This window comes from Actinomycetes bacterium (genome assembly GCA_024222295.1).
In the GTDB taxonomy this organism is placed as follows: Bacteria; Actinomycetota; Acidimicrobiia; order Acidimicrobiales; family Microtrichaceae; genus JAAEPF01.
Genome location: JAAEPF010000023.1, coordinates 249,334 through 261,914, shown reverse-complemented (window position 1 = coordinate 261,914; position 12,581 = coordinate 249,334). Strand labels below are relative to the sequence as shown.

The 12,581-nt window shown below is 68.0% G+C and carries 12 protein-coding genes; 6 read left to right on the top strand and 6 right to left on the bottom strand.

Features of this window, described 5'->3' with window-relative positions; genetic code table 11:
• Positions 1–9: 9 nt before the first annotated feature.
• The gene (locus GY812_07055) at positions 10–321 is read right to left on the bottom strand and encodes a hypothetical protein (GenBank protein ID MCP4435242.1); all 312 of its coding nucleotides are present in this window, start codon (positions 319–321) and stop codon (positions 10–12) included.
• A 372-nt stretch (positions 322–693) separates the two neighbouring features.
• Between GY812_07055 and GY812_07050 the strand changes: the two genes are divergently transcribed.
• From GY812_07050 to GY812_07040, 3 genes are all read left to right on the top strand, one after another.
• Entirely contained in the window at positions 694–2,673 is a 1,980-nt protein-coding gene (locus tag GY812_07050) for a protein meaA (protein ID MCP4435241.1), read from the top strand.
• Between the two features lie 19 nt (positions 2,674–2,692).
• Positions 2,693–3,730: a low specificity L-threonine aldolase gene (locus tag GY812_07045; GenBank protein MCP4435240.1), complete on the top strand. Its 1,038-nt coding sequence runs from the start codon at positions 2,693–2,695 to the stop codon at positions 3,728–3,730.
• An 89-nt stretch (positions 3,731–3,819) separates the two neighbouring features.
• The gene (locus GY812_07040) at positions 3,820–4,623 is read left to right on the top strand and encodes a diguanylate cyclase (GenBank protein MCP4435239.1); all 804 of its coding nucleotides are present in this window, start codon (positions 3,820–3,822) and stop codon (positions 4,621–4,623) included.
• Between the two features lie 179 nt (positions 4,624–4,802).
• Here GY812_07040 and GY812_07035 read toward each other — a convergent pair whose 3' ends face one another.
• Positions 4,803–5,954, bottom strand: coding sequence for a CoA transferase (locus GY812_07035; GenBank protein ID MCP4435238.1), 1,152 nt, complete (start codon positions 5,952–5,954; stop codon positions 4,803–4,805).
• A gap of 278 nt (positions 5,955–6,232) precedes the next feature.
• On the opposite strand from GY812_07035, the gene GY812_07030 reads away from it, so the two are divergent.
• Entirely contained in the window at positions 6,233–7,210 is a 978-nt protein-coding gene (locus tag GY812_07030; protein MCP4435237.1) for a hypothetical protein, read from the top strand.
• Positions 7,211–7,239: 29 nt separating this feature from the next.
• Here GY812_07030 and GY812_07025 read toward each other — a convergent pair whose 3' ends face one another.
• The 4 genes from GY812_07025 to GY812_07010 are packed head-to-tail and all read right to left on the bottom strand — an operon-like array spanning position 7,240 to position 10,726.
• Complete coding sequence (locus GY812_07025; GenBank protein ID MCP4435236.1) at positions 7,240–7,869, bottom strand: hypothetical protein; 630 nt, start codon at positions 7,867–7,869, stop codon at positions 7,240–7,242.
• A gap of 48 nt (positions 7,870–7,917) precedes the next feature.
• Entirely contained in the window at positions 7,918–8,928 is a 1,011-nt protein-coding gene (locus tag GY812_07020) for a hypothetical protein (GenBank protein MCP4435235.1), read from the bottom strand.
• Positions 8,929–8,981: 53 nt separating this feature from the next.
• Positions 8,982–9,179, bottom strand: a complete 198-nt coding sequence (locus GY812_07015; GenBank protein MCP4435234.1) for a hypothetical protein — start codon at positions 9,177–9,179, stop codon at positions 8,982–8,984.
• Positions 9,176–10,726 carry an acyl-CoA carboxylase subunit beta gene (locus GY812_07010; protein MCP4435233.1) on the bottom strand — a complete coding sequence of 517 codons (1,551 nt, stop codon included), beginning with the start codon at positions 10,724–10,726 and terminating at the stop codon, positions 9,176–9,178. Before GY812_07010 ends, GY812_07015 begins: the two co-directional genes overlap by 4 nt.
• Between GY812_07010 and GY812_07005 the strand changes: the two genes are divergently transcribed.
• Together GY812_07005 and GY812_07000 are read left to right on the top strand one after the other, a co-directional pair.
• A complete protein-coding gene (locus GY812_07005; GenBank protein MCP4435232.1) occupies positions 10,725–11,396 on the top strand; it encodes a TIGR00730 family Rossman fold protein in 672 nt (223 codons plus the stop codon). The genes GY812_07010 and GY812_07005 overlap by 2 nt on opposite strands.
• On the top strand, positions 11,396–12,481 hold the full coding sequence (locus GY812_07000; GenBank protein MCP4435231.1) for an ATP-dependent DNA ligase: 1,086 nt from the start codon (positions 11,396–11,398) through the stop codon (positions 12,479–12,481). The genes GY812_07005 and GY812_07000 overlap by 1 nt, the downstream gene beginning before the upstream one ends.
• The last annotated feature ends 100 nt before the right edge of the window (positions 12,482–12,581 follow it).

Genomic DNA, 12,581 nt, shown 5'->3' with positions numbered 1-12,581 from the left:
GCCGGGCCTTCAGGCGAGCAGCGAGGCAAGACCCCAGGCGGATGCTGCGAGGCCGAGCACGATCAGCACCACGCTCCGGGCCAGCGGTGGGCGCTCGGCGGCCACCGATCCGCCACCCCTTGACCCCTTGTCACCGGCCTTGCGGGCATTGCCGGCCGAGCCGCCGCGTACATCGGCCGGTGGGCGCACCAGTGCAAGCACGTTGCCCACAACGAGCGCCGCGCCGAGTGCGAGGATCATCCAGGGCCAGAAGTCCTCGCCCAGGAAGAACTCGAAGTCGTCCTGGGCGAGCAGTCCTGCGCCTGTTGCGGCTGTGATCATGGCTCCATTGTGGTCGGGCCCGTTGCATCAGCTGAACCCGACTCGTCACTTAGTGTGAGCGACTCAGACTTGACGGCCGTGTCAGGTCACTGAAAGTGGCAGGCGCAATGAAATAACAAAATTTGGCGCCATGGGTGTTGGCATTTGCACCGTAAGTAGCCATAATCAGGTCATCGGTGGATTCGCCCCCACCGAAACACAGCCGGGGCAATGGAGCGAGGGACACGTAATCTCCCTCCAAACGCATCGCCACCAGCGCCCTCCAGGTGCTGGCGCCTTGTGACCCTCGCTCCGCCCCGCTGCTGTGATCGCCCCGGCCACCGGCCGGGGCCTCTTTCGTTTTCAGCCCGCCCAAGCAGGCAGAATGTGCCCATGACGGACACCGCCGAGTCGCCCGCACACCTCGAGCAGCGAGACCGGCCCTGGATGATGCGCACCTACTCGGGGCATTCCACGGCCAAGGCCTCCAACGAGCTGTACCGCACCAACCTGGCCAAGGGGCAGACCGGTCTCTCCATCGCCTTCGACCTACCCACCCAGACCGGATACGACCCCGACCACGTGCTCGCGCGCGGCGAGGTCGGCAAGGTCGGGGTACCCGTCGCCCACCTGGGCCACATGCGCACACTCCTGGACGGGATCCCGCCCGGCGAGATGAACACGTCTATGACGATCAACGCCCCGGCCGCGTGGCTGCTCGGGCTCTACGTCGCCAACGCCGCCGAGCAGGGCGTCGAGTCCACCGAACTGCGCGGCACCACCCAGAACGACATCGTCAAGGAGTACCTGAGCCGCGGCACCTACATCTTCCCGCCCGAGGCGTCACGGCGGCTCATCGTCGACATGTTCGCGTTCTGCAACGAGCACGTTCCCCGGTGGAACCCGATGAACGTGTGCTCCTACCACCTGCAGGAAGCCGGCGCGACCCCCACCCAGGAGATCGCCTACTCGCTCGCCAACGCGATCGGCGTGCTCGACGCCGTGCGGGACTCCGGCCAGGTCGACCCCGACAACATGGCCGGCGTCGTGGCGTCCGTCAGCTTCTTCGTGAACTCCGGCATGCGGTTCGTGGAGGAGACCGCCAAGATGCGCGTGTTCACCCGCATGTGGGATCGCATCACCGAGGAGCGCTACGGGGTGACCGACCCCAAGGCCCGCCGCTTCCGCTACGGCGTGCAGGTCAACAGCCTCGGGCTGACCGAAGCCCAGCCCGAGAACAACATCCAGCGCATCGTTCTCGAAGCCCTCGGAGTCACGCTCTCGCGCGACGCCCGGGCCCGCTCGATCCAGCTTCCCGCCTGGAACGAGGCACTCGGGCTCCCACGCCCCTGGGACCAGCAGTGGTCGCTGCGCATCCAGCAGGTGCTCGCCAACGAGACCGACCTTCTCGAATACCCCGACCTGTTCGAGGGGTCGGTCGTGATGGAGTCGCTGTGCGACGAGCTCGAGGAGTCGGTGCAGGCCGAACTTGACGAGGTGCTGGCTCTCGGCGGTGCTTTCCAGGCCATCGACGAACTGAAGGGACGCCTCGTGCGCTCCCACACCGAGAGGATGCGCCGCATCGAGACCGGCGAGCAGCAGGTGATCGGCGTCAACGCGTTCACCGAGACGGCCGAATCGCCCCTCGGCGGCGAGGACAACATCCTGCGGGTGGACCCCCAGGTCGAGGCCGACACCATTGCCGAGCTGGAGCAGTGGCGCGCCGATCGTGACAGCGAGGCCGTGAAGGCTGCACTCGGCGAACTCGAGCGGGTCGCCCGCACCGACGAGAACATCATGCCCGCCACCATCGAACTCGCCCGCGCGGGCGGCACCACCGGTGAATGGGCGGGGCTGCTGCGTGAGGTCTTCGGTGAGTACCGCGCACCCACAGGCGTCGCAGCCGCTGTCGGCGTGCGCGGTGCCGACGACGGACTCTCCGGCATCGCGAAGCGACTCAGGGAATCGCCCGGCGGCCCACCCCGACTGCTCATAGCCAAGCCCGGCCTCGACGGCCACAGCAACGGCGCGGAGCAGGTCGCCGTGGCAGCAAGAGACGCCGGCTTCGAGGTCATCTACCAGGGCATCCGGCTGACGCCCGAGCAGATCGCGGCAGCGGCGCGCGACGAAGACGTCGACGTGATCGGCGTGTCGATCCTCTCCGGCTCGCACATGGAGCTCATCCCCGAGGTGCTGCGGGTGTTGCGCGCCGAGGGAGTGCAGGCGCCGGTGTTCGCAGGCGGCATCATCCCCGAGGAGGACCGCCCGGAGCTGTTGGAGTTGGGGGTGGCCGAGGTGTTCACACCCAAGGACTACGAGCTCACGCGCATCATGGGCACGATCGCAGATCTTGCCCTCGCCGAGCGAAGCTGAGCTGGGTCGGGCCGCCGAAGTGAACCTCACCTCTGACAACAACTCGGGCGTCTGCCCCGAAGTTCTCGCTGCCATCTCGGTCGAGGCCGAGCGGTTCGACGCCGCCTACGGCATGGACGAAGCCTCGGCTCGCCTCGAGGAGTCGATGGCCGAGGTGTTCGAGCGGCCCGTCGCCGTCTACCCGGTGCCCACCGGAACGGCCGCCAACTCGCTGGCGCTCGCGGCGACGAACCCTGTGTGGGGCACCGTGCTGTGCCACGAACTCGCGCACATCGCGGTCGACGAGTGCTCGGCACCGACCGTGATCGGCTCGGGCCTGACCGTGACCCCCCTTCCCGGCCACCACGGCAAGCTCGAACCAGCCACTATCGAGCACCACATCGAGCACCGTCGCGACAGCGGCGTGCACACCGCGGCGGTGAGCGGGCTGTCCATCACCCAGGCCACCGAAGCCGGCACCCGCTACTCCCCGGCCGAGGTGGGCGCGCTCTGCGACACAGCACACGCCCATGGGCTGAAGGTGCACCTCGACGGCGCACGGTTCGCCAACGCGGTCGCGGCAGCCGGTGCGAGCCCCTCCGAACTCACGTGGCGCGCAGGCGTCGACATCATGTCCTTCGGCGCCACCAAGGGCGGTGCACTGGGAGCCGAGGCCGTCGTGGTGTTCTCCGACGAGCTGCGTGACGACATCGAGCGCCTACGCAAACGCACCGGCCACCTGCTTTCCAAGCAGCGCTTCGCTTCTGCACAGTTCAATGCCTGGCTCCACGACGGGGCGTGGCTTTCACACGCGGACCACGCCAACCAGTGCGCATCGAGGCTCGCACACGGCCTGACCGGAGCCGGCGTCGAGATCGTGTACCCGGTCGAGGCCAACATCGTGTTCGCGCTGATCGACCACGAGACCGATGTCGCGGCCCGAGAGGCCGGGGCCGGGTACTACATCGAGTCATCACCGCCCGGCGACGATCGCAAGGAGGCCCGGCTGGTCACCAGCTGGTCGACCACAGCCGACGAAGTCGACAGGTTCGTGGCGGCGGTTGCGCGCCCGCTGTGAGCGTGGTTTGGTGGACCGGCCGGTGATACGGATCGGCCTTGTGTCATGAATCCACTCAGACGAGGGCCATTTCTGCCGATGGGAGTTGCGTGCTGAACACGAAGACCTTGGCGGTGATAGTCGGCGCCCTGAGCCTGGCGCTCGGGCTCTGGGCGGTGATCGGCGATACCGCTTCCATGGGAATGGCCGCAGGTGCGGTGGGATTCGTGGCGGGTCTGATGGCCCTGCTTCCCACCGAGACCGGCACCAACGGCGTCATGCAGCCCGCATCAACTGCGGTTCACGAGTTGGACGAGGTCGACCTCTCCACAGGCAGCAGCGGGGGCGGCCACCCTGCCCCGGCGGGTCCCACCGACGAGGCCGATCCCATGACCTTCCTAGACCCTGCAGCGGCAGACGGATCCGACACGCGGCCGAGCCTCAACGGCGCAGCGTTGAACGACCCCGAGACCGACCTGTTCAGCGAGGACTACCTGAAGGTCGCACTCGACTCGAGGCTCGCATCGGCCCGCCGGCACCTGCGACCGGTCGCGGTCGCAGTGCTCGAGGTTTCAGAGGGGATGCCCGACGACGGGCCATTGCAGGCGGAGCCGGCCACGGTCGCCGAGGCGGTCAACGACACCCTGCGCGACTCCGACATCGCCTGCCGTCTCCGCGATGGCACGTTTGCGGTGATCCTCGAGGACACACCCGAAAACGGTGCGGTGTGGACCGTCGAGCGGATCCGCCGCAACCTCGTGAGTGCATCAGGTCATCACACGCTCTGGGCGGGAGTGGCCTGCTACCCCGCCCACGCGTTCGATGGCCCCGAGCTACTCGACGCAGCCAACCAGGCGCTCGAGTCCGCCAAGGCTTGGAACCAGGACCGCATCGAGGTCGCCGTCGCCGAATAGGCGTCGGCGACCACCCGGCGGAGCGACCCGCCATCACCGCGTGCTGAGCCACTCGAGTTCCTTTCCTGAGTAGCTCAGCGTCGATACGACGCTGAGCTACTCGGGATTCAAGGCTGAGTGTTCCTGCACACGCCCCGGGCGAGGCTGAGTGACCGTGCACAGCCCGCGGGGGACGGGGCTCAGTGATCGTGTGCGGTGGGGGTCCAGTGGGTGGCTCGGATCGACTCGCCGTCCGCGTCGACGGGGCGTCCTGCCCAGCGAACCGAGCCAGGTGTGGCCGACAACCTGGCGATCAGCTGCTGCATGGGTACGCCGTCGACCTCGGCGATGGCTCCCCTGGCGGCGAAGTGCTCGTCGGCATAGATCGCCGCCATGTCGTGTACCGGCGCCGCCGCGGCGTGTGCCTCGTCGAGTTCGGCCAGCGCCTCGTCACGAGTCCGCGCTGCCATCCATTGCGAAACGGCGGCATCGATGCGCTTCCGCTGGGCTGCGCGGCCCTCGAAGGTGGCCAGCTCGGGGTCATCGCCGAGACCCACCAGTTCCAGCAGCCGCGCAGCCACACTGGCGGCGCTCGTGGAGATGGCCACCCAGTGCCCGTCGGAGGTGCGGTAGGTATTGCGCGGCACTGTGTACGGAATGCCTGCACCCAGCCTCGGCTGGGTCTCGCCGGTGAGTCCGTAGAGCGCCACGAGCGGGCCCATCATCTGCAGCATCGACTCGATGAGGCTCACGTCGACCTCCTGGCCCACACCCGAGTGGACAGCAACCATCGTGGCGAACGCGGCGGCAAGGGCGGCCACCTCGTCGGTCAGCGCGACCGGCGGAAGGAGCGGCCGGCCGTCGGGCTCGCCGGAGATCGCTGCGTATCCCGACAGCGCCTCGGCCTGGGTTGCGAATCCCGGCTTGTGTGAATAGGGCCCGTCCTGGCCGAACCCCGTGACGCGGGTAATCACCAGTCGGGGATTCCGTTTCCAGAGCTCCTCGGGCACGAGGCCCAGCCGTTCGAGAGTGCCGGGGCGGAAGTTCTCCACGAGCACATCCGCCTCGGCACACAGGTCCTGCATGAGGGCCAGGTCGGCCCGATCCTTCAGGTCGAGCGCGATCGTGCGCTTGTTGCGTCCCACCAGTTTCCACCAGAGAGTTTCGCCATCGACGTGACGCCAACCGATCGACCGGGCGGTATCACCGTCACCGGGGCGCTCGACCTTGATCACGTCGGCGCCGAAGTCAGCCATGTAGCGGGCTGCGCCCGGGCCGGCGAAGACGGTCGCGAGGTCGATCACCCGCAGGTCCGCCAGCGGTCCGGCGGTGGGCTGTGTGTCTGTCGCCATGCCCCATGGTGCACCGACCGACGAAAGGCGGCCACATTGCGATCTGCCATAGCCTCGGCCCGATGAGGCGCGTGCGCATGTCCCTGGTGATCACCGCAACCATGGCCGTCGGCCTCTGCGGATGCACTGACAACGCTGACACCGATGGTGCAGACGGAGCGGAAGGGAGCGCCACCTAAGAGGGTGGCACGGAGGAGTCGGGCAAGGAGTCCGGCGAGGAGTCGAAAGCCGACCTTGCTGCGCTCGCGGCCGAGGTCGAGGAGCCGGGGCCATGGGCTGTGGGCACCACGACCGTCGAGACGACGGGCGCCCGCGACCGCCAGCTCCCCGTGCAGGTCTGGTACCCGGTAGACACGGCCGTTGCTGCCACAGCCGAGCCAGCCACGTATGACTTCCCGGGGATCGAGGTGCCCGCCGGGGCCGTGACCGGAGCATCGCCGGCACCCGGCCCATTCCCACTGGTGATCTACTCCCACGGCAACGGCGGCCTGCGCTACGTGTCGTCGTTTCTCGCCGAGCACATGGCTTCGCACGGCTTCGTGGTGATGGCACCTGACCACGTGGGCAACACGGCGCTCGACACGTTTCTCGGCAGCCGCGACGAGACGGACCAGGTCGCCGAGGACCGACCGGTCGATGTGCAGGCGGTGATCGATGCCGCCACCAGCGGCCAGCCCGGCCTCGAGGAGGTGAGCCCGGTGGTCGACGGCGAGGAGGTGGCGGTGATCGGCCACAGCTTCGGTGGCTACACCGCGCTGGCGCTGGCATCCCGGCAGGCCGAGGGCGACGACTCCCTGGACGCGATCGTGGGCCTGGCACCGGCGTCCAGCGGCGTCGACGACACCACTCTCGAGGCGGTCGGCGTACCCACGCTGCTCATCTCAGGCACCCTCGACGAAACGACTCCGATCGAAGAGGACACGCTGCGGCCAGCCGAGCTCGTGTCGGGGCGACCGCTGGTGAGGGCGGACATAGACGGCGCCGGACACCAGAGCTTCACCGACGTCTGTGACTACCTCGGCATCGCGGAGTCCCAACCCGACCTTCCGGCAGCGCTGGTCGAGGCTCTGCAGGAATACGCCCTCGAGGGGTGTGCGCCCGAACTGATCGTGATCGACGAGGCGCAGCGGATCACGAACCGCCTGGTCACCGCCTTCCTCCTCGAAACGCTCTACGCAGACGACTCGTGGTCGCCGCTGCTGTCGCCCGGAGCGGAGGAAGGTCAGCCACTTGCACTGCTGGAGCGCGAGGACTGACACCAGCCCGACCGCGGCCAAATGGCGGATCAGCCGAGCAGGTTGGCGGACTCCGGAAGTCGGCCCCTACCCGTGAGGGCCCGGACTATCGAAGCGGGGTCGATCCCCTCGGGGCGAACAACCGCGAGGTCGGCAAGTGTCTCGAGCGTCACGGCCATGGCCGTGGCGGGCACCCCGGGCTCCACATCAACTGCGTCGGAGAGGTCGATCCCGTGCACGACCATCTCGACGATCCGGGTCGGCAGGTAGTCGATCAGGCGCATGCCGCCGACAGGTGTGGCGACGATGGCGTTGGCAGGGGTGCGGCACAGAACCAGTTCGGCCTCGGCCACGGCAGCCTTCACGTAGTCGGGGATCGAGACGTCGATCGCAGCGGCCTGCTCCCGTGCCCTCGCCGCTACCCGGCTGCTGATATCGGGCATCTTGAGCGCTGCCGCGTAGTAGTCAGCGGCTGACTCGATGGACAGGTCCGTTTCGCCGTCGACATAGGTGACGAGGGTTGAGGCGGCGCGGGAGGCGTGCACCGCCAGCTCGGCGATGGTCCATTCGCCCACCCCGGGGCCGGCCCATCGGTCCGGCGGCACGCTGTCGACAGCAGACACCAGGAACCCAGCCGCCTCTCCGAATGCCTCGCGGACCCGCATCGATGACTGTTCCATGCCGGCGATCCTACGCAGGCGCGCTGCACGCGAGGACTGCCGCGGCAGTCAGATGCGACACACCTCGAAGCACCGGTCCGCGCGCCTTCCCCGCGCATAGGAGGGGTAGGTGCCCGCGTACATCTGCCGGGTCGTCTCGGTCCACGCCAAGGCATCTGGCGTCGAGATGCGTCTGTGCACCTGCAGGATGCCTCCCTCAAACACCCTGTACTCGGCCCATGACCCCGGGTAGTCCTTCACGCAGGCCACTTCGGCGAAGGGGACTTCAGGCAGTTCCGGCACCCGCACCACCTTGTTGCGGTGGGTGTGTCCCGCGAAGTACCCGCGCAGCTGCGGGCGCCGGGCGCACACCTCCATGAGCCCTTCGGTGGCGTCCGGCAACAGCCCGAAGGTGTGCTCGCTGCGCTCGTCGTGGGCGGCGTCCCACACCGGATGGTGGCCGAACACGAGCACCGGGCGGTCCGTGCGCGACCCGAGTTCATCAAGCCACTCGAGTTGGTGCGTTGTGAGCGTCCCGTTGGCGTGTCCGTTGCGGGAAGTGTCGAGCAGGGCAACCGTCACTCCGGGAAGCTTGCGCTCACGACAGGGCGTGTCGTCCACGGCGAGGTGGTTGTAGCTCTCATGGTTTCCGCGCACGGTCATGAGCCGGTCACCGAACGCACCGTCCCACACCTCGCTGAAGCGCTCGTACTCCTCCATGGTGCCGTTGGACGTGAGGTCGCCCTTGGCAACCACGAGGTCGGGGTCCCACTGCGAGATGTCGTGCACGGCACCCCGGCTCATCACCTCGGGGTAGGGCTCCGCACCTTCGGGCACGCCGAACGTCTCGAACTCGTCCGCCCCATCGATGTGGCCCGCAACGGTCTCGCCGAAGTGGACGTCGTTCACGGTGGCGATGCGGGACAACAGTTCCCCGCGGCGGGGAAGCGTGACGGCCTCGACACCGTCGACGACCACCTCGCTGTCGGGCGGCAGGTCGACCGCGCGGGTTTGATCGGCTCCGCGCCAGACGATGACCTCGTCGTCGGCAAAGGTGAGGAGTTCGCCCCGCTGTGTCACAACCTCAGCCTATGGGTGCGCGCGGAGCGGCCGACCCCCGACAGCCCGGGTACTCAGGGACGGGCCCTGCGGCTGGCGACCGGAGCGGACCACCAGCGACCGGAGAACCTCCAACGCGGAACGCGTGGCTCTTCGGACTCCGCTGCTCCACCTGACATCGCCACCGTGACGGCGGCGGTGATGGCCGCGGCCTCCTCGGCGGTCGGCTCCGGCGAAACACCCATGGCCGGCCGGTCGGAGCTGTCGCTCACAGCGGGATGTTCCCGTGCTTGCGGTTGGGGAGTTCCTCGCGCTTCGTGCGCAACAGATCCATGCCGGCCACCAGCTTGTGGCGCAGCTCGGCGGGGTCGATCACCGCATCGATGTAGCCACGGTTGGTGGCCTCCCACGGGTTGAGGTGCTCCTCTTCGTACTCCTCGACGAACTCGGCGCGCAGCGCCTCGGGGTCCTCGGCATCCTGGAGCGCGCGTCGGTGCACGATCTCGACTGCGCCCTGGGCGCCCATCACGGCCAACTCGGCGGAAGGGAACGCGTAGGCGAGGTCGGAGCCGATCGACTTGGAGTCCATGACCACGTAGGCGCCGCCGTATGCCTTGCGCGTGATCACCGAGATGCGGGGCACCGTGGCCTCGCAGTAGGCGTAGAGCAGCTTGGCGCCGTGGCGGATGATGCCGCCGTGTTCCTGGTCGACGCCGGGCAGGAACCCCGGCACGTCCACGAAGGTGACCAGTGGGATGTTGAATGAGTCGCACGTACGAACGAAGCGGGCGCCCTTGGCGGACGACTCGATGTCAAGCACTCCGGCGTACATGGCGGGCTGGTTGCCGACCACGCCGATGCTCTGGCCATTGAGGCGGATGAAGCCACACGTGATCGAACCGGCCCAGTTGGGGGCGTACTCGAAGAAGTCGCCGTCATCGGCAACAGCCTTGATGATCTCGCGCATGTCGTAGGGCTGGTTGGGCGAATCGGGGATCAGGTCGTAGATCTCCTCGCACCGGCGGTCGATCGGGTCCGCAGTGGGCTCGATGGGCGCTTCCTCGAGGTTGTTCGACGGCAGGAACGAAAGCAGGTACTTGACGTCGTCGAGGCAGCTCTCGTCGTTGGAGCTGATGAACTGGGCCACACCGGAGGTGCCGGTGTGGACGCGCGCGCCACCCAGGTCCTGCTGGCTGACCTCTTCACCGGTCACCTGCTTCACCACGTCCGGGCCGGTGATGAACATGTAGGAGGTCTCATCGACCATGAAGATGAAGTCGGTCATCACCGGGCTGTACACGGCGCCGCCGGCGCATGGGCCCATGATCACCGAGATCTGCGGCGTGACACCCGACGCCTTCACGTTGCGGTAGAAGATGCCTCCGTAGGACGCGAGCGAGACCACGCCTTCCTGGATGCGGGCACCGGCGCCGTCGTTGAGACCGATGACCGGGGCTCCGACCTTGAGGCCGAGGTCCATCAGCTTGTGGATCTTCTCCGCGAACACCTCACCGAGGGCCCCGCCGAACACGGTGAAGTCCTGGGAGAACACGAACACCTTGCGGCCATCGATGGTGCCCCAGCCCGTGATCACACCGTCGCCGTAGGGCTGTTCGGGAAGTGCGTCGCCCGAGCGGGTGCGGGCCAGCATGTCGAGTTCGTGGAACGACCCGTCGTCGAGCAGGTACTCGATCCGCTCGCGGGCGAGCATCTTGCCGCGCTCGTGCTGGCGCTGGATCGAACGCTCCGATCCAGGGGTCATGGCTTGCTCGACGCGGTTCGCGAGGTCTTCCACGCGTTCGCGGATGGGGTGTTCCATGGGCACCGAAACTACCTGTGGTCCCCCCTCCTGCCCAAAGGCACTGGGGTTCGCCCGCAGCCTCACCTACCCTGCGCAGGTGACCGACACTCAGGCGGGCGGGCGCCCGCGCATCGCCGTGTACTGCGCCTCTCACCGGGGCGAGGATCCCGCTTACGCCAGCGTTGCCACGCAGGTCGGTGCTGCCATCGCCGACGGCGGGGCAGACCTCGTGTTCGGCGGCGGAAGCATCGGTTTGATGGGCCTGGTGGCCGACGCCGCCCTCGAAGGCGGCAGCCATGTGATCGGCGTGATCACCGAACAGCTCCGCGACAAGGAGATCGCCCACTTCGACTCGACAGAGTTGCGGGTCGTGGCCGACATGCCGGCGCGCAAGCAGCAGATGTACGCGGAGGCCGACGCGTTCTGCACGCTTCCGGGCGGGATCGGCACCATGGAGGAGTTCTTCGAGGTCCTCACCTGGGGCTACCTGGGCCTGCACCCGAAGCCGATGGCACTGGTGAACGTGTCCAGCTACTACGACCCCCTGCTCCGGTTCCTCGACCAGGCCGTTGAGCAGGGCCTGTGCCGCCCGGTTGTGCGCGAACTCCTGGTCGTCGGCGAGGACGCCACGGTGGTCGGGCAGTTGCTGGCGGCAGTGCGCTCCGATGCGGACCGATCGGCGCGCTGATGGAACTGCCCGTGATGCCTCCGGTGAAGCCGATGCTGGCCAAGGCTGCCACCGAGGTGCCCGGGGGCGACTTCCTCTACGAGCCCAAGTGGGACGGGTTCCGATGCCTCGTGTTCCGCGACGGTGAGGAAGTCGAGCTCACATCGCGCAACACGAAGTCGTTCACGCGCTACTTCCCCGAGCTGTTGGATCCCCTGCGCGAACAGGTGCCCGATCGCTGTGTGCTCGATGCCGAGCTCGTGGTGCCCGCAGCGACAAGCCTCGACTTCGACCTGCTCAGCCAGCGGATCCACCCAGCGGAGTCGCGCGTGCAGCGCCTCGCAGCGGAGACCCCCGCCGAGCTGGTGGTGTTCGACATCCTGGCCCTCGATGACCTCGACCTGCGGCCATTGCCGCTGGATAACCGCAGAACGACCCTCGAGTCGCTGTTGGAACACGTCGCCGCCCCGCTGCACCTGACCCCCGCCACGCGGGACGCGGACCTCGCACGGGACTGGTTCGAGCGTTTCGACGGCGGCGGCTTCGACGGCGTAATGGCCAAACGCCTGGACGGCACGTACCAGGAGGACAAACGCGCTCAGGTGAAGGTGAAACACCACCGCAGCGTCGAGTGTGTCGTCGCCGGGTACGCAGAGCACCGCAACGGTGGCGTGGGGTCAATCAAGCTGGGCCTGTTCGGGCCGGGCCCCGACGGCACACAGCGGCTGCACCATGTGGGCGTGTGCAGTGCGTTCTCCGCGGCGCGGCGCAAGGCGCTCGAAGGGGAACTGGCGCCGCTGACCGAAGGCGCGACGATCAACCATCCGTGGGGACCGCCCGAAGGTGCAGCCGAAGCGGCGCAGGCCGGCACGCGGGTGCCCGGTGCCCCCAACAGGTGGTCCGGTGGGAAGAACAGCGCGCCATGGATCCCGCTCAGGCCGGAGCGCGTGGTCGAGGTGACCTGCGAGAACATGTCCAACGGCAGATTCCGCCACCCCGCCCGCTTCGTGGCCTGGCGCCCGGACCGCGAGCCGGCGACGTGCACGATGGACCAGCTCGATTCACCCGTTCCAGCGGAGTTCCTCGAGCTGTTCGGCACCGGGTGAGCCCGCACCTGAGGATCCTCGACCTCGCCCACGCGCTCCACTGGCCCCTTTACGGCGTTAAGTGCAAAGATGGCGTCCCGGCGCCGTCAATCGGTGCCAA